General features: G+C 72.5%; 18 protein-coding genes. 13 read left to right on the top strand and 5 right to left on the bottom strand.

The features are described from left to right. Positions 1-36: 36 nt before the first annotated feature. From FF100_RS16290 to FF100_RS16260, 7 genes are all read left to right on the top strand, one after another. Complete coding sequence (locus FF100_RS16290; protein ID WP_099905332.1) at positions 37-126, top strand: K(+)-transporting ATPase subunit F; 90 nt, start codon at positions 37-39, stop codon at positions 124-126. A 10-nt stretch (positions 127-136) separates the two neighbouring features. Next, the gene (gene kdpA / locus FF100_RS16285) at positions 137-1,855 is read left to right on the top strand and encodes a potassium-transporting ATPase subunit KdpA (RefSeq protein WP_139036739.1); all 1,719 of its coding nucleotides are present in this window, start codon (positions 137-139) and stop codon (positions 1,853-1,855) included. A gap of 33 nt (positions 1,856-1,888) precedes the next feature. After that, the gene (locus FF100_RS16280; RefSeq protein ID WP_139036738.1) at positions 1,889-2,077 is read left to right on the top strand and encodes a hypothetical protein; all 189 of its coding nucleotides are present in this window, start codon (positions 1,889-1,891) and stop codon (positions 2,075-2,077) included. A gap of 297 nt (positions 2,078-2,374) precedes the next feature. Further along, positions 2,375-4,504: a potassium-transporting ATPase subunit KdpB gene (kdpB, locus tag FF100_RS16275; RefSeq protein WP_139036737.1), complete on the top strand. Its 2,130-nt coding sequence runs from the start codon at positions 2,375-2,377 to the stop codon at positions 4,502-4,504. Positions 4,505-4,518: 14 nt separating this feature from the next. Then, complete coding sequence (locus tag FF100_RS16270) at positions 4,519-5,142, top strand: K(+)-transporting ATPase subunit C (protein WP_139036736.1); 624 nt, start codon at positions 4,519-4,521, stop codon at positions 5,140-5,142. Then, positions 5,139-7,865 (top strand): sensor histidine kinase, encoded by a 2,727-nt coding sequence (locus tag FF100_RS16265; protein ID WP_139036735.1) that lies wholly within the window; start codon positions 5,139-5,141, stop codon positions 7,863-7,865. The genes FF100_RS16270 and FF100_RS16265 overlap by 4 nt, the downstream gene beginning before the upstream one ends. A 256-nt stretch (positions 7,866-8,121) precedes the next feature. Then, complete coding sequence (locus FF100_RS16260; protein ID WP_139036734.1) at positions 8,122-8,811, top strand: response regulator transcription factor; 690 nt, start codon at positions 8,122-8,124, stop codon at positions 8,809-8,811. Here FF100_RS16260 and FF100_RS16255 read toward each other — a convergent pair. Further along, the gene (locus tag FF100_RS16255) at positions 8,787-8,987 is read right to left on the bottom strand and encodes a hypothetical protein (RefSeq protein WP_139036733.1); all 201 of its coding nucleotides are present in this window, start codon (positions 8,985-8,987) and stop codon (positions 8,787-8,789) included. The genes FF100_RS16260 and FF100_RS16255 overlap by 25 nt on opposite strands. A gap of 158 nt (positions 8,988-9,145) precedes the next feature. Then, positions 9,146-9,781: a hypothetical protein gene (locus tag FF100_RS16250; protein ID WP_139036732.1), complete on the bottom strand. Its 636-nt coding sequence runs from the start codon at positions 9,779-9,781 to the stop codon at positions 9,146-9,148. A 17-nt stretch (positions 9,782-9,798) separates the two neighbouring features. Here FF100_RS16250 and FF100_RS16245 point away from each other — a divergent pair, with 17 nt between their 5' ends. Continuing rightward, positions 9,799-10,095 carry a hypothetical protein gene (locus tag FF100_RS16245; protein WP_139036731.1) on the top strand — a complete coding sequence of 99 codons (297 nt, stop codon included), beginning with the start codon at positions 9,799-9,801 and terminating at the stop codon, positions 10,093-10,095. Between the two features lie 16 nt (positions 10,096-10,111). On the opposite strand, the gene FF100_RS16240 is transcribed toward FF100_RS16245, so the two are convergent. Next, complete coding sequence (locus FF100_RS16240) at positions 10,112-10,714, bottom strand: helix-turn-helix domain-containing protein (RefSeq protein WP_139036730.1); 603 nt, start codon at positions 10,712-10,714, stop codon at positions 10,112-10,114. 200 nt (positions 10,715-10,914) lie between these two features. Between FF100_RS16240 and FF100_RS16235 the strand changes: the two genes are divergently transcribed. Then, complete coding sequence (locus FF100_RS16235) at positions 10,915-11,892, top strand: hypothetical protein (RefSeq protein ID WP_246102116.1); 978 nt, start codon at positions 10,915-10,917, stop codon at positions 11,890-11,892. Positions 11,893-12,098: 206 nt separating this feature from the next. On the opposite strand, the gene FF100_RS16230 is transcribed toward FF100_RS16235, so the two are convergent. Next, positions 12,099-13,652: a Do family serine endopeptidase gene (locus FF100_RS16230; RefSeq protein WP_139036728.1), complete on the bottom strand. Its 1,554-nt coding sequence runs from the start codon at positions 13,650-13,652 to the stop codon at positions 12,099-12,101. Positions 13,653-13,868: 216 nt separating this feature from the next. Here FF100_RS16230 and FF100_RS37095 point away from each other — a divergent pair, with 216 nt between their 5' ends. The 3 genes from FF100_RS37095 to FF100_RS16220 all read left to right on the top strand — a co-directional run bounded on the left by FF100_RS37095 (position 13,869) and on the right by FF100_RS16220 (position 14,978). Continuing rightward, positions 13,869-14,039 (top strand): hypothetical protein, encoded by a 171-nt coding sequence (locus FF100_RS37095; protein ID WP_167858657.1) that lies wholly within the window; start codon positions 13,869-13,871, stop codon positions 14,037-14,039. Between the two features lie 8 nt (positions 14,040-14,047). After that, positions 14,048-14,545 (top strand): peptide deformylase, encoded by a 498-nt coding sequence (locus tag FF100_RS16225; RefSeq protein ID WP_139036727.1) that lies wholly within the window; start codon positions 14,048-14,050, stop codon positions 14,543-14,545. Positions 14,546-14,690: 145 nt separating this feature from the next. Then, positions 14,691-14,978: a hypothetical protein gene (locus tag FF100_RS16220; RefSeq protein WP_171070207.1), complete on the top strand. Its 288-nt coding sequence runs from the start codon at positions 14,691-14,693 to the stop codon at positions 14,976-14,978. Between the two features lie 9 nt (positions 14,979-14,987). Here FF100_RS16220 and FF100_RS16215 read toward each other — a convergent pair whose 3' ends face one another. Further along, positions 14,988-15,818, bottom strand: coding sequence for a hypothetical protein (locus FF100_RS16215; RefSeq protein ID WP_171070206.1), 831 nt, complete (start codon positions 15,816-15,818; stop codon positions 14,988-14,990). A gap of 400 nt (positions 15,819-16,218) precedes the next feature. On the opposite strand from FF100_RS16215, the gene FF100_RS16210 reads away from it, so the two are divergent. Further along, entirely contained in the window at positions 16,219-16,824 is a 606-nt protein-coding gene (locus tag FF100_RS16210) for a LemA family protein (RefSeq protein WP_139036726.1), read from the top strand. The last annotated feature ends 9 nt before the right edge of the window (positions 16,825-16,833 follow it).

Here is a 16,833-nt window from a genome sequence, read left to right as displayed (position 1 = left end):
CGTCGCCCTCTGCGAACGCCTGTGAGGAGGCCCGCGATGACCCTCGATTACGGGCTCGGCGGCCTGATGACCCTCGGGCTGCTCGCCTACCTCGCCTACGCCCTCGTGCGGCCCGAGCGGTTCTGAGGAGCGTATCATGACCCTCGCCGGCTGGATCCAGATCGCGCTGTTCTGCGCGATCGTCCTCGCCCTGGTGAAGCCCCTCGGTCTCTACATGACCCGGGTCTTCACCGGTGCGCCCACCCCGCTCTCGCCCGTGCTGCGCCCGATCGAGCGCGGCCTCTACCGCCTCGCCGGCCTCGACGAGGCCCACGAGCAGCACTGGCTCGCTTATGCCGGCGCCATGCTGGTCTTCCACGCCGCCGGCTTCGTGCTGCTCTACGGCATCCTGCGGCTGCAAGGCTTCCTGCCGCTCAACCCCGCCGACCAGGGCGCGGTGGCGCCGGACCTCGCCTTCAACACGGCGGCGAGCTTCGTCACCAACACCAACTGGCAGAATTACGGCGGCGAGAGCACGCTCTCGTACCTGTCGCAGATGCTGGGGCTGACGCACCAGAACTTCCTCTCGGCGGCGACCGGCATCGCGCTCGCCGTGGCGCTGATCCGGGGCTTCGCCCGGGCCTCGGCCCGCACGGTCGGCTCGTTCTGGGTCGATCTCACCCGCTGCACCCTCTACGTGCTGCTGCCGCTCTGCATCGTCTACACCCTGTTCCTGGTCTGGCAGGGCGTGCCGCAGACGCTCGGCCCCTATGCCGAGGCGACGACGCTCGAAGGCGCCAAGCAGACCATCGCGCTCGGCCCCGTGGCGAGCCAGGTCGCGATCAAGATGCTCGGCACCAATGGCGGCGGCTTCTTCAACGCCAACGCCGCCCACCCGTTCGAGAACCCGACCGCCTGGTCGAACCTGATCCAGATGGTGTCGATCTTCGCCCTCGGTGCCGCGCTCACCAACGTGTTCGGCCGCATGGTCGGGGACGAGCGCCAGGGCTGGGCGATCCTCGCCGCGATGGGGGTGCTGTTCCTCGCCGGCACGATCATCACCTACGGGGCGGAGGGCGCCGGCAACCCGCTGCTCAACGCCCTCGGACTCCAGGGCGGCAACCTCGAGGGCAAGGAGCTGCGCTTCGGCATCCCCGGCTCGGCGCTGTTCGCGGTGGTGACCACCGCCGCCTCCTGCGGCGCGGTCAATGCCATGCACGACGCCTTCACGGCGATCGGCGGCCTGATCCCGCTCGTCAACATGCAGCTCGGCGAGATCATCGTCGGCGGCGTCGGCGCCGGGCTCTACGGGATGCTGGTCTTCGTCGTGGTGGCGATCTTCGTCGCCGGCCTGATGGTCGGGCGCACGCCCGAATATCTCGGCAAGAAGATCGAGGCCCGGGAGGTCAAGATGGCGATGCTCGCCATCCTCTGCCTGCCCTTGATGATGCTCGGCCTCACCGCCCTCGCCACCGTGCTGCCGGCGGGGCTGGCAGGCCCCGCCAATGCCGGCCCGCACGGCTTCACGGAGATCCTCTACGCCTTCACCTCGGCGGCGGCCAATAACGGCTCGACCTTCGCGGGTCTCACCGGCAACACCCCGTTCTACAACCTGACGCTGGGGGCCGGGATGCTGGTCGGGCGGTTCTTCGTCATCATCCCGGCGCTCGCCATCGCCGGCTCGCTCGCCGCGAAGAAGACGGTGCCGGCCTCGGCGGGCACCTTCCCGACCGATGGCGGCCTGTTCGTCGGCCTCCTGGTCGGGGTGATCCTGATCGTCGGCGGCCTGACCTTCTTCCCGTCCCTGGCGCTCGGACCGATCGTCGAGCACCTGGCCGCCGGCGCCGGCCAGACCTTCGCGGCGGCGGGGAACTGAGCCGTGGGGCACTCAGCCATGGGGAACTCAGCCATGAGTACCGCTCACGCCACCCGCCTCCGTCGCGGCCTGTCCCGGCACCGGCCGCGCTCCGGCCCGCGCCCCGACCGGTCCGCCTTGCGGCCCTGCGACATCGTCCTGGCGCTCACCGGCCTCGCGCTGCTCGGCTCCGGCGCGATCTGGGCGGCGATCATGCTCGGCGGCGCGGCGCTCGCGCCGTGACGGCACCGGCAAGGACGACCCGCGCACGGTCCTGACACCCACCCCGTCATCCCGGGGCTCGCCGAAGGCGAGGTCCCGGGATCCAGAAGAACAGGCGGAGGAGGATGAAGCGGAATGCTGTCCGCTCCGTCCTGAACGACCTGCGGCTCTGGATTCCGGGCTCCGCTTCGCGGCCCCGGAACGACGCGGAGGGTAGAAAGTCCGCCGTTCAGCCTGGATCGACCCCGACACATCCGGGCGCGGCCGCCGGCCTCGCCCTCCCCCCTGAAATCTTCGCCTCATCCGGATCCCAGGATCATGGCCCAGTCCCAAAAACCTTCCCTTCTCGGCGCCGGCCTGATCGGGCCCGCCTGCTTGAGCGCGGTCACGAAGCTCGACCCGCGCCAGATGGTGAAGAACCCCGTGATGTTCGTGGTCGAGGTCGTGGCGGCCTTCACCACCCTGCTGTTCGTCCGCGACCTCGTCACCGGCGGCCAAGCCTTGTCATTCAAGGATCTCGCGTTCACCGGCCAGATCATCCTCTGGCTGTGGTTCACCGTGCTGTTTGCCAACTTCGCCGAGGCGGTGGCGGAAGGGCGCGGCAAGGCGCAGGCCGAGTCGCTCCGGCGCACCCGCACCGAGACGACCGCGAAGCTCCTGACCGGCCCGGGCGCCGCGATCGGGGGCCTGCGGACAGGCTACGAGACCGTACCGGGCGCCGGCCTCAAGGTCGGCGACGTGGTGCTGGTCGAGGCCGGCGACGTGATCCCGTCGGACGGCGAGGTGATCGAGGGCATCGCCTCGGTCAACGAGGCGGCGATCACCGGCGAATCCGCCCCCGTGATCCGCGAATCCGGCGGCGACCGCTCGGCGGTGACCGGCGGCACGCAGGTGCTCTCCGACTGGATCCGGGTGCGGATCACGGCCGCCGCCGGCTCGACCTTCATCGACCGGATGATCGCGCTGGTCGAGGGCGCCGCCCGGCAGAAGACCCCCAACGAGATCGCGCTGAACATCCTGCTCGCCGGCCTCACCATCGTGTTCGTGTTCGCGGTCGGCTCGATCCCGAGCTTCGCGTCGTACGCCGGCGGCGCGATCCCGCTCGCGGTGCTGGTGGCTTTGTTCGTCACCCTGATCCCGACCACGATCGGCGCGCTGCTCTCGGCGATCGGCATCGCCGGCATGGACCGTCTGGTGCGCTTCAACGTGCTCGCCATGTCGGGCCGGGCCGTCGAGGCGGCGGGCGACGTCGACACGCTGCTCCTCGACAAGACCGGCACCATCACCCTCGGCAACCGCCAGGCGACCGAGTTCCGCCCGGTGCGCGGCGTCACCGCCGGCACGCTGGCGGATGCGGCCCAGCTCGCCTCGCTGGCCGACGAGACCCCGGAGGGCCGCTCGATCGTGGTTTTGGCCAAGGAGGCGCACGGCCTGCGCGCCCGCGACATGGGAAGCCTCAACGCCACCTTCGTGCCGTTCACCGCGCAGTCGCGGATGTCGGGGATCGATCTCGACGGCTCCTCGATCCGCAAAGGCGCGGTCGAGGCGGTGATCGCGAGCCTCGACGCCGCCCCGGCGCTCGTCGGCGCGGGCGCCGCCGCCCGGGTGCTGCAACCCCGCCTCGATCCGGCGGCGGCGCAGGAGGTGCGGAGCATCGCCGAGGAGATCGCCAAGGCCGGCGGCACGCCGCTGGCGGTGGCCCGCGACGGCAAGCTCCTTGGCGTCGTCCACCTCAAGGACATCGTCAAGGGCGGCATCCGGGAGCGCTTCGCGGAGCTGCGCCGGATGGGCATCCGCACGGTGATGATCACCGGCGACAACCCGATGACCGCGGCGGCGATCGCCGCGGAGGCCGGCGTCGACGATTTCCTCGCCCAGGCCACGCCCGAGGACAAGCTGGCGCTGATCCGCAAGGAGCAGGCGCAAGGCAAGCTCGTGGCGATGTGCGGCGACGGCACCAACGACGCGCCGGCCCTCGCCCAGGCCGATGTCGGCGTGGCGATGAACACCGGCACGGTGGCGGCCCGCGAGGCCGGCAACATGGTCGACCTCGATTCCGACCCGACCAAGCTCATCGAGATCGTCGAGATCGGCAAGCAGCTGCTGATGACCCGCGGCGCCCTCACCACCTTCTCGATCGCCAACGACGTGGCGAAGTACTTCGCCATCATCCCGGCGATGTTCGTCGGGCTCTACCCGCAGCTCCAGGCCCTCAACGTGATGGGGCTGGCGTCGCCCCAGAGCGCGATCCTGTCGGCGATCATCTTCAACGCGCTGATCATCGTGGCGCTGATCCCGCTCGCCTTGCGCGGGGTGAGCTACCGCGCCGTCGGCGCCGCCGCGTTGCTGCGGCGCAACCTCCTGATCTATGGTCTCGGCGGGATCCTGGTGCCGTTCGCCGGCATCAAGCTGATCGACCTCGCCGTGAGCGCCCTCCATCTGGCCTGAACGAGACGACAGCCATGCTCCGGCACCTCCGCCCCACCCTCGTGCTCCTCACCGGCCTGACCCTGGTCACGGGACTGGCCTACCCGCTCGCGATGACCGGCCTCGCCGGCGCGCTGTTCCCGGCCCAGGCCGAGGGCAGCCTCGTCCGCAACGCCGACGGCACGCTGGTCGGCTCCGCGCTCATCGGCCAGAGCTTCACCAGCCCGCGCTACTTCCACGGCCGCCCCTCGGCGACCGTGGCGCCCGATCCGGCCGATTCCACGAAGACCGTGCCCGCGCCCTACAACGCCGCCAATTCCGGCGGCGCCAACCTGGGCCCGACCAACCCGGCGCTGATCGACCGGGTGAAGGCCGATCTCGCCACCCTCAAAGCGGACAATCCCGCCGACCCGGTGCCGCAGGACCTCGTCACCACCTCGGGCTCGGGGCTCGACCCGGATGTCTCGCCCGAGGCCGCCCTGTTCCAGGTGCCCCGGGTGGCGAAGGCTCGCGGCCTGTCCGAGGATGCCTTGCGCGCCCTCGTCGCCGGGCAGATCCGGGAGCCGAGCCTCGGCATCGTCGGCGAGCGGCGGGTCAACGTGCTCGCCCTCAACCGCGCCCTGGATCTTGCCCCGATGCCGGCGCAACAGGCCCGATGAGAGAGGGCTTACGGCCCTCGCCCGACGCCCTCCTGGCGCAGGCGCGCCGGGAGGCGCCCGGGCGCGGGCGCCTCAAGATCTTCCTCGGGGCGGCGCCGGGGGTCGGCAAGACCTACGAGATGCTGACGAGCGCCCATGCCCGCCGGCGCGAGGGCGTCGACGTGGTGGTGGGCGTGGTCGAGACCCATGGCCGGCCCGAGACCGAGGCGCTGGTCGCCGGGCTCGAGGTGCTGGCGCGCCGCATCGTCGCCTATGGCGGCGGCACCTTCGACGAGATGGACCTCGACGGGCTGCTGGCGCGACAGCCGAAGCTGGCGCTCGTCGACGAGCTCGCCCACACCAACGCTCCGGGCTCGCGCCACCCGAAGCGCTACCTCGACGTCGAGGAACTGCTCCAGGCCGGCATCGACGTCCACACCACCCTCAACATCCAGCACGTCGAGAGCCTGAACGACGTGGTGGCGCAGATCACCCGGATCCGGGTGCGCGAGACGGTGCCGGATTCGATCCTCGACCGGGCCGACGACATCGAGGTGATCGACCTCTCCCCCGGCGATTTGATCCAGCGCCTGCGCGAGGGCAAGGTCTACCTGCCGCGCCAGGCCGAGCGGGCGCTCAAGCACTACTTCTCCCCCGGCAACCTGACGGCGCTCCGCGAGCTGGCGCTCCGCCGCACCGCCCAGCAGGTCGACGACCAGCTCGTCACCCACATGCGCGCCCACGCGATCCCGGGCCCCTGGGCGGCGGGCGAGCGGGTGCTGGTCTGCGTCAGCGAGGATCCGCGCTCGGCCGGGCTGGTGCGCACCGCCAAGCGCCTCGCCGACCGGCTGCGGGCGCCGTTCACCGCGCTCACCATCGAGAGCCGCCGCAGCGCCGCCTTGAGCGAGGCCGAGCGCGACCGCATCGCCGACACCCTGCGGCTCGCCGAGCGCCTCGGGGGCGAGACCGCGACCCTGCCGAGCCAGGGCCGCATCGCCGACGACGTGATCGGGTTTGCCCGCGAGCACAACGTCACCCACGTGGTGATCGGCAAGTCGACCCGCTCGCGCTGGTTCGAGCTGTTGCACGGCTCGGTGGTGCACGACCTCCTGCGCCGCTCCGGCTCGATCAGCGTCCACGTCGTGGCGGGCGAGGAGATCGCCGGCGCACCGGCCCCCCACAAGGGCGTGCGCACCGCCGCCCCGCCCACGCCCAGCGCCCTGCCCTATGCCGCGGCGCTCGCCGCGGTCGCCGGCGCCTTGGGGCTCGGCCTCGTGCTGCAATCGTCTCTCGGCCACGAGAGCACCGATCTCGTCTTCCTCACCGCCGTGGTGGCGGTGGCGGTGCGCTTCGGGCTCTATCCGTCGCTCGCCGCGGTTTTGGCCTCGTCGCTCGCCTACAACTTCTTCTTCCTGCCGCCGCTCTACACCTTCACCATCGCCGACCCGACCAACGTCGTCGCCCTGTTCTTCTTCACCCTGGTGGCGGTGGTGGTCTCGAACCTCGCCGGACGGGTGCGCGCCGAGGCGATGATCTCGCGCACCCGCAGCAAGGCGACGGAGGCGCTCTACGGCTTCTCGCGCAAGCTCGCGGGCTGCGGCACCCTCGACGACGTGTTGTGGGCCACCGCCTACCAGATCGCCCTGATGCTGCGCCTGCGGGTGGTGCTGCTGCTGCCGCAAGGAGAGACCGGTACCGTGGCGGTGATGGCGGGCTACCCGCCGGAGGATTTCCTCGACGAGGCCGACCTCGCGGCGGCGCGGTGGAGCTTCGACCACGGCCGTCCGGCGGGCCGCGGCGCCGATACCCTGCCGGGGGCCAAGCGCCTGTTCCTGCCCTTGCGCACCGGCCGCGGCATGGTCGGGGTGGTCGGGCTCGACGGCGACAAGCCGGGGCCGCTCCTCACCCCCGACCAGCGCCGGCTCCTCGACGCGCTCGCCGACCAGGGGGCGCTCGCCATCGAGCGGGTCCACCTCGTCGAGGATCTCGACCGGGCCCGGCGCTCGGCCGAGACCGACCGCCTGCGCCAGGCCCTGCTGTCGTCGCTCTCGCACGACCTCAAGACGCCGCTCGCCGCGGTGCTCGGCGCGGCGACGACCTTGCGCGACCTGAGGGACGCCCTCGACCCGGAGGCGCAGGGCGAGCTCTTGGCGACGATGATCGACGAGGCCGAGCGCCTGAACCGCTTCATCGCCAACCTGCTCGACATGACGAAACTCGAATCCGGCGCGCTCGCGCCGAACCTCGCTCCCCACGACATGGCCGAGATCGTCGGCACGGCGCTCGCGCGCGTGGCCAAGATCCTCGGCCGTCACCGGGTCGAGGTTGCGCTGCGGCCCGGCCTGCCCGCCTTGAGCCTCGATGCGGTGCTGATGGAGCAGGTACTGTTCAACCTCCTCGACAACGCCGCCAAATACGCCCCCGAGGGCAGCCTGGTGCGGATCGAGGGCTGGCAGGAAACCCGGCAAGAAACCCACCATGAGGGCGACGCGGTGTGCCTGCGGATCCTCGACGAGGGCGAGGGCATCCCGGAGGGCGACGAGGAGCGGATCTTCGATACCTTCTACCGGGTGAGGAAGAGCGACCGGGTCCGGGCCGGGACCGGCCTGGGCCTTGCCATCTCGCGCGGCTTCGTCGAGGCGATGGGCGGGCGGATCACCGCCCGCAACCGGAGCGACCGGTCCGGTGCCGCCTTCACCCTGACCCTGCCGGTGCCCCGCGCCGCCCTGGAGGACGCTGCGTGATGGCTTCTCGTCGATCTCCGCCCTTTCCCGGACGACTGAAGCGTCAGCGGAAGGAGATCCGGGATCCAGCACAAGACGTGCCGCGAAGCGGCTCTGTACGCTGCACCGTTGCAGACACACGGACGCTTCGCGACTTATTGTGCTGGATCCCGGATCTCCTTCCCCTGCGTTGCAGTCGTCCGGGAAAGGGGCGGGTGCGCCGTCGTGAAGGCGTGTCGCCGTCGAGGTCGCGATGCCGGGGCGCGAGGAGCCGAGCGTGAGCAACGAACCCCGCATCCTGGTGATCGACGACGAGCCGCCGATCCGCAAGCTCCTGCGGGTGGGCCTCGGCAGCCAGGGCTACGCGGTGGCGGAGGCGCATAACGGCCGCACCGCCCTCGACCTGCTGGAGCGGGAGGCCTTCGCCCTCGCCATCCTCGATCTCGGCCTGCCGGACATCGCCGGCCACGCGCTCCTGGCGCAGATCCGCGCCCGCCGGCCCGACCTGCCGGTGATCGTGCTGTCGAGCCGCGACGACGAGGCCGGCAAGGTCGAGGCCCTGGATCTCGGGGCGGACGACTACGTCACCAAGCCGTTCGGGATGAACGAGCTGCTCGCCCGGATGCGTACGGCGCTCCGCCACCAGCTCGCGGTCGGCGGCGAGCGGCCGGTCTTCCGGGCCGGCGAGCTCTCGGTCGATCTCGTGCGCCGCATCGTCCGGGTGGCTGAGCGCGAGGTGAAGCTGTCGCCCAAGGAATACGACGTGCTGCGCCTGCTGGTGCACCATGCCGGCAAGGTGCTGACCCACGCTCACCTGCTGCGCGAGGTCTGGGGCAATGCGGCCGACCCGCAATACCTGCGGGTCTACGTGCGCCAGCTGCGCCAGAAGCTCGAGCCCGAGCCCGAGCGCCCGCGCTACATCCTGACCGAGACGGGAGTCGGCTACCGGATGCGGGCGCCGGATTGAGGCGCCTCGGGCACCGGTTCCGGGCCGGGCGGCGCGGCCGCGGCGTCGGGGGCGCGCCGGACCCAGGCGTCGAGCGCCCAGCCGATGCCGCGGCCGGCGATCGCCACGAAGGCCAGCGACCCGGCGAGGTGGAGGAAGAGCGGCGCGTTGGACGCGGAGGGCAGCATGGCGGGCAAGGGCGCGGTTCCTGGTCTCGAATCCCGGGCTCGTGGCGGACGAGAAGACCGCCGGATCCGGCCCCGCCGCCAGTGCTGCCGCGCCACAGCGGCCGGGCCCGCATCGGCCGCCCGAGGGGAGCGGCGGCGGATGGACGGGCCTCTGTGGCGGCGGCGCCTCAGGCGCGGGACGCGGCCTGCGCGGCGGCCGGGGCACCTCGCGAATCGGCGGGGTCCGCGGGCAGGCGGGCGGACGGCCGGTGCGACCACGGCGTCAGGGTGGCCGCCAGGGCCTGGCAGCAACGGATCGGCAGCGGGCAATCCTCCCCGGCGCCGCGGTGGCAGGCCCGCCGGGCGGGGAGCGCGCGCCGGCACTCCGCGGCCTCGCCGGTCAGGAGGGACAGAAGCCTCTCCTCGTGGTGATATTCGAGGCCGAGGGACACCCGCATGCCGCGCAGGACGTTCCGCTCGTGCTCGGTCGGCAGACCGCCGCGCTCGCGGGCCTCGATCAATGATGCCTGCCGAATCGCGCGGTCACACGTCGCCCCGATATTGGACTGAACTTGGGTGAACAACGCCCACGGGTCCATCGTGCCCTCTCGCACTGTCGCATCCGCGGATCTTGATTCGTCCGCATTGGTGCCAGCTTGGTCGAGATCGATGCGGCCGAGGAAGGGTTTGACGGTTAGATGCGCGTCCCCCCAGGCCCGGGTGTGGCGGAAGCGCAACCCCCGGCCGCCGAATCGCGGCCGGCCCGCGCCGCCCCACAAAAAGCCATGCTCGCCTGTCTGTGTGCCGGCCGGACGAATCGTCAAGCCGCGAGCGCAACCCGATGATGCAGATTGCCGCCTTCCTGGTGTTCCTGACCATGGGCGTGACCAACCTCCTGGCGGTGCAGGCCGGGCTGACGGCGGTGCTGGGCGTGCCGGTCGTGGTCGCCCTGGTGGTCGCGGTGCCGGTCTTCTACTTCCGCTTCGTCGGCTCGGCGGCCGGCATCGTCGGGGCGATCGTCGGCTGGCAGATGTCGGTGCCGCTGGCGGTGCTGCTGTTCTGCTGGCCGGTGCTGATCTACGGCGTCCTGCGCGGCGGCGCCGAGGCCCGGACCTTCCTCGCCCGGCGCGCCGCCTGATCCCCGACGTCAACGTTCAGCGCTGCCGCACCACGGCGACGAGGTAGCGGCACGGACGCCCGCTCCGGTTGGCGAAGGCGCAGTCGACGGGAGCGCCGAGCGCCAGGCAGTCGCCGGCTTCGAGCACGTGGGTCGCCTCGCCCTCCCGGAAGGTCAGGGTGCCGTCGAGCATCCAGATCATCTGGCGCAGGAAGGCGTAGGAGGCCGCCGGATAGGCGATCTCGGCCCCCGCCGGCAGCTCCACCTCGGTCAGGTCGAGGGGGTTCTCGGCCAGCAGCGGAGACACCTGCCGCCGGCGATAGCCCGTCGCCGGATCGATCCAGACCGGCTGCGCGGCGGCACGCCGGACCTGGCCGGTCTCGCCCTCCGCCCGCGCCAGCAGGGTCGAGAGGGTCAGCCCGAAGGCCCCCGAGAGCCGGCCGAGCAGGAGAGCCGTCGGGCTCGCCTCGGCGCGCTCGACCTTGCTGATCATCGCCTTCGACACGCCGGATCGGGCCGCGAGGTCGCCGAGCGACCAGCCCCGCGCCTCCCGCTCGAGCCTGAGCCGGCGCGCGAGGCCGTCGGTGGGATCGGGCGCCGGAATCGACGGGGGACGGGCAGTCTCGGAACCGGACGTCATGGCGCCAGCATAGGGCATCCGGGCGGGACGGGCACCCGTCCCGGAGCATGGGCCGATGCCGCAACGGCACCGCGCAAGGGCTCACGGTGGCCATCCCCAGGAATTTTCATCTAAGTCTTTGTCGCGGACGCACTTTCCGCAAGAATGGAGGCATACTGGCCCGATCGCGCCAGGGGATGCGCGCAACGGGGCGGTGGCGCGTGCGGGACAGCGACGGACGATGGGGGCTCGGCTTGGCGGCGCTCGCGGCCGTTGCGATCCCGTTCGCCGTGATCGCGGCCCTCGATCCGCGCATCGGCCTGTTGCGCCCACGCCCGGCGGACGATGCGGTCCAAAGATCGGGTCCGGGCGCGGTCCAGGCGCCGGCCTCACGGCCGGTCGAGATGCCCGCCCGCTTGTCGGACCGCGTGTCGGCCCCCTCGCCGGCCCCCTTGCCGGCCCCCTTGCCGGCCCCCTTGCCGGATCAGCCGCCGGGCGAGGCCCGGCCCCCGGCCCCCGAGCGCCCCTGCCCCGTCTGCGCCGCTCCCGCCATCACCGATGCCCCGCTCCTGATCCGGGGCACGCTCCCGGATGCGGAGATCCAGATCCCCGACGTCTCGGCCGAGCGCGCCGCCCAGCGCGAGCGGCTGATCGGCTGGACCGCCCATCCCGACCGGGTCCCGGGCTCGGCCGCGACGATCGACCTGATCGGCCTGGTCTTCACCGCGCCGCGGGCGGACGGCACCGGCTACCGGCCGCTGGCGATCGACCTCGCCGGGGCGCCCGACCGCGCCGTGGTGGTGATGACCGAGCAGCCCGTGACCCTCGCCCTGACCACCCTCCCCCCCGACCGCGCCGGGGCGCTGGGCGTCGAATCGACCGCCGCCTTCGGCCTCGCGGATGGACGGCCGGGCCTGCTTGCAGGCTTCCGCGCCCTGCCCTACGGCGCCGCCGAGGTCGCGCCGGTGCTCGACCCGCTGCGCTTCGGACCCAAGATCTCGGGCCCCGAGACCCTGCGCGAGTTCTGCGCCGCCCTGCGGCTCTGGGCGGTGCAGTTCGGCCTGCCGCCCGGGCGCACCCGCTACACCCTGATCGAGAACCCGACCCGGATCGCCCTGGCCGGCGAGGCGGTGCAGACCGACGGCACCGCCCGCGGCCGGGTCGCCGGGCGGCGGCTCGCCCGGCTGTGCCGGGTGTGACGCTTTCTTCGACGGACCGGCCCCCCTCCATCGTCATCCCGGGGCCGCGCACGCGGAACTCCGGAATCCCGCGCGCGACGCCGCGCAGCATCCATGTGTCCGCAACGGTGCAGAGAGGGAGCCGCTGGGCGGCACTGCTCCCGCCGGTCGGACGCGGAAGACGCCGGCCCCTCGCGGGGCCGGCGTCTCGTTGCGGTCCGGGCCGATCAGCCGTTCTTCGTCGTCTGCAGGCCGATCGCCACGAAGCGGGTGCCCTTGTCGTTCTTGATCCGCATCAGCACCGCCTTGCGGCCGTCGGTCTCCGCGGCGCGGATGCGGGTGGCGACGTCGGACAGGTTCGAGACCGGCTGGCCGCCGACATCGAGGATGACGTCGCCCTCCTGGATCCCCTTGGCCGCCGCCGGACCGTCCGGATCGACGGCCACCACCGCGACGCCTTCCTGGCCGGCGCCGACCTGGCCCGCCGGGGCGAGGCTCAGGCCCAGCCGCGGCTGGCTGTCGCCGCGGCGCCCGCCATTGTCGTTGGCGCTCGCCACCTTGGTGTCGTTCGGCAGGGTGCCGAGGGTCACCTGGGCGTTCTCGGTCTTCGTGCCGCGGACGAAGGTGAGGTCCACCTTGGTGCCGGGCTTCAGCGAGGCGATCTTGCGGGACAGCTCGCGGGCATCGGTCACCGGCTCGCCGTTCACCGCCTGGACCACGTCGCCGGACTTCAGCCCCGCCTTGGCGGCGGGCGTGCCGTCCTGGGCGCTGTTGACGAGGGCACCCTTGGCCTTGTCGAGGCCGAGGCTGTCGGCGATGTCCTTCGTCACCGGCTGGATCTGCAGGCCGAGATAGCCGCGGGCGACCTTGCCGTCGGCGCGCAGCTGGTCGACCACCGCCTGCACCGTCTCGGACGGGATCGCGAAGGCCAGGCCGACATTGCCGCCGGACGGCGAGGCGATCGCGGTGTTGACGCCCACCACCTCGCCGTTGACGTTGAAGGTCGGCCCGCCCGAATTGCCCTTGTTGATCGGCGCGTCGATCTGCAGGAAGTCGTCGTAGGGGCCGGCGCCGATGTCGCGGCCGCGGGCCGAGACGATGCCGGCGGTGACCGTGCCCCCTAAGCCGAACGGGTTGCCGATCGCCACCACCCAGTCGCCGACCTGCGGCGCGCCGTGCGACAGCTTCACGTAGGGGAACGGGCCGCCATCGGTGACCTTGAGCAGCGCGAGATCGGTCTTCGGATCGGTGCCGATGATCTTGGCCGGCAGGGTGCGGCCGTCATCGAGGGTGACCTCGACCGACTTGGCGTTGTTCACCACGTGGTTGTTGGTCACCACGTAGCCGTCGCCGGAGATGAAGAAGCCCGAGCCTTGGGCCGCGCCGCCGCCGTGGCGCTGCTGGCGCTGCATGCCGCCGGGACCGCCCTCGCCGAAGCGGCGGAAGAAGTCGCGCAGCTGCGGCGGCACGTTCTGCAGGTTCTGCTGGCCGCCGCCGTCCTCGTCGTCCGAGGCGTCGTCCTTCAGCTTCACCTTCACCGAGACGACGCCCGGCTTCACCCGGTTGACGATCGGGGCGAAGCTGCCCGGCGGGTGCTCGGGGGCGGTGATCGGGGTCTGCGGCAGGGCCTGGGCGTAGGCCGCGGTGGTGGGCGGCAGGAAGGCGGTGCCCAGCGCACCGGTCGCCACCAGGGTCACGGCCGCCACGGAGGCGAGGGCCTTGCGGTGGAAGCGGCGGGTCTCGAGGGAGGTCTCGCGGGGGGTCTGGGTCGTCTGCGTCATCGGGTGTCTCTGGGCTCCGTCTTACGAGGACCGCGCCAGCGGCCGTTCGATGGGGCCATTATGGCCAGCGGCCCTGACCGCCCCGTGGCGCGCAGATTACGGTTTGGTCAGGCACCGGACCGTCCAGCCCCCCTCGCCGGAACGGCGGCCGTGATCCGCGCTTGACGAAGGGCCGTGTTCTGCCGCCACGCTCGCAACCGCCCGGAAGGATCCCCCATGGACGTCGTCGTCTCGGTCATCTCCCTGCTGCTGGTGCTGGTGCTGATCGCCCGGGGCGTGCCGGGCCGCAACCTGCTGGTCGTGCTCGCGGTGGCGCTCGCCGTCGTGGTGCTGGTCGTCGGGATCGAGCGGGCCGGGCTGTGGCCCGACTCCTTCCACACCCGTTGAGGCGCCGGATGCCCGTCCGCCCCCTGGTGCTCTACCCGGACCCGCGCCTGCGCCTCCCCGCGCCCCCGGTCGCCGCCTTCGACGACGCCCTGCGGGCCTTCGCGGGCGATCTCCTCGACACGCTGCTGTCGGTCTCGGCGCTCGGCCTCACCGGCCCGCATGTCGGCGCGCCGGTGCGGCTGACGATCATCCGGGCGGCGCTCGACCTCGCGCCGCGGACCTACGTCAACCCGGAGCTGGTCTGGGCCTCGCCCGAGACCGCCCGGCACCGCGAGGGCAGCGTCTCGATGCCCGGCGTCGACGAGGAGGTCGAGCGCCCGGCCCGGGTGCGGGTGCGCTTCCACGACCTCGACGGGACCGCGCACGAGGTCGAGGAGGACGGCTTCTCCGCCGCCTGCCTGCAGCACGAGATCGACCAGCTCGACGGCGTGTTCTGGATCGAGCGGCTGTCGCGGCTCAAGCGCGAGCGGGTGCTCAAGCGCTACGCCAAGCTGCGGCGGAGCTGACGAGCAGGAGCCCTTAACCGGCCCGGCCGCAGGGTGGCCCGCCCGGCGGTGCCGGAACGTCAGGCCCGGCCTGGCCGTTGTCCCGGCAATCGGGCCGCCCCCGGCGGTCCTCACGCCTCTTTCCGAAAGGATGCCGATGCGCCCCCTGCGGACCCTCCTGATCCCGGCCGCCCTGCTGGCGACCACGGTCCTCGCTCCGTTCGCGGCCTCCGCCCAGTCGGGCCCGGCCTACCGCTACGCCCCGCGCGACATCGACGCCACCGGCACCGTCGGCGGCCGCGCGCCGTGGTCCGCGCCCTGGGTCTACGATACCGGCGGCGACAACGACCGCCGCCCCGAGCTGCCCGCCTACCAGCAGGGCGGGGGCCAGCAGACCGGCGGCCCGGCCCGTAACCTGCTGCCGGATGACGGGCTGCACATCTTTCCGCGGTAGCGGAACCGCTCACTCGGCGCCGGCGGCGGGGTCGCCGGCCTCCGGGCCGCCCGCCTGCCGCCGCACGCTCGCCCGCTCGCCGGCCTCGGCGGCGCACTTGTCGGCGTGGATCGCCCGGTTGACCACCTGCAGGTTCGGCAGGCCCCAATAGCCCAGGAGTTCGGGCCAGGGCCGCCCGCGCTCCTCGCGCCAGATCCGGTAGAGCGGCACCCGGTGGTCGACCTCGGCCGTCTTCAGCAGGCGCTTGCCGGACTGGGCGCAGCGATGGTTCTGGCGGCGCTTCAGCTCCTTCACGTGGTCGGCCGGGGCGATCCAGAATTTCCAGGCCGCGACGCAGGCGGCATGCCACGCGGCGTTGCGGTTGGGCGCACCCGCCCGCCACAGGTCGCGGTGCCAGCCGAAGCGGTAGACCGGCTGGCCGCAGATGCAGCAATGCCCCTTTCCCAAGGCGTGCGGCGCCTCGCGGAACGGCGCCGGCGGCACCCGGAAGCTGAACGGCAAGCCCTTCCCGGACGGATCGTCCAAGGCCGGGTCGGGACGCCGCATCTCGGGATTCCCGGTCCCGAGGCGCCAGGTCCAGCCCTCGGGCTGGCCCGAGCGCGCTGCGAGCGCCCGCGCCAGCCGGTCGGCCCGCAGGATATGGTGGCGCCAGTAACTCTCGACGGCGAGCCGCGGCGTCGGCGGCACCAGGGGCCGCGACAGGGCGTGGCGCAGCACCGGGATCGGGAACAACGCCGGCAGGGACTTTTCCAGCCGCGCCCGGGCGGCGGCGTTGCGCGTCTCCCGCCACCGGGAGGCCGCCGAGGGCGGCTCGCCCGCCGGCGCCGTCCCGGCCGCCATCGCCGGCAGCCGCTCCGCCAAGGTCGCCTTGGCGGCCTTCGCCCCGGCCGTCCTCGTCTTCGCCACCACGGTCTTGGCCACCACGGTCTTGGCCACCGCCGTCTCGGCTGCCGGTGTCTCGGCCGCCGGTGTCTCGGCCGCCGGTGTCCTGCCCGTCTCTGCCTTGGCCGCTCGCTTCGCCATGCCGGTCCCGAATCGGCCCGCCCTGGCCGCGGCCAGGGCATAACGCCGGAGCGCCGCGGGACCAACCGGCGGCGGGCGCTCCTCGGCCTCGCACGAACCCGATCGCCTCCCCGCTGGTCCGCGGCGGAATGCCGCCTATGTGACGACGGCAACGCTCGCGGCGCCGGGAGGCGCCGCCCGAGACCCCGACCAAGCACCAGGAGCCTCGCCGCCCGCCATGACCGCTTCCCTGATCGGCCGCCTGCGGCTCGCCGTCCTGGCGCTCGGCCTCGCCACCACCCTCACGGCCTGCGACGCGGTCAACCGGGTGCCGACCCTGGAGGAGGCCGCCAAGTCGCGCTGGGGCGAGGTGCAGAACCAGTACCAGCGCCGGGCCGACCTGATCCCCAACCTCGTCGAGACCGTGAAGGGCTACGCCCAGCAGGAGAAGGACGTGCTGGTGCAGGTGACCGAGGCCCGCGCCAAGGCGACCTCGGTCAAGGTCGACGCCGCGACGGTGAGCGACCCGCAGAAGTTCCGCGAGTTCCAAGACGCCCAGAACCAGCTCTCCGGCGCGCTCGGCCGGCTCCTCGTCACCGTCGAGCGCTATCCCGACCTGAAGTCGAACGCCAACTTCCTCGCCCTGCAATCGCAGCTCGAGGGCACCGAGAACCGCATCGCGGTGGCGCGGCGCGACTACATCCAGGCGGTGCAGGCCTACAATACCGAGATCCGCACGATCCCGGGCCGCTGGATCGCCTCCACCCTCTACCCGGAGGCCAAGCCCATGGAGGCCTTCACCGCCACCCCCGACGCCAGCCGCCCGCCGAACGTGAAGTTCTAGGCCCGGATC

This window comes from Methylobacterium terricola (assembly GCF_006151805.1).
Classification (GTDB): Bacteria; Pseudomonadota; Alphaproteobacteria; order Rhizobiales; family Beijerinckiaceae; genus Methylobacterium; species Methylobacterium terricola.
This window is presented reverse-complemented; position numbering and strand designations above follow the sequence as displayed.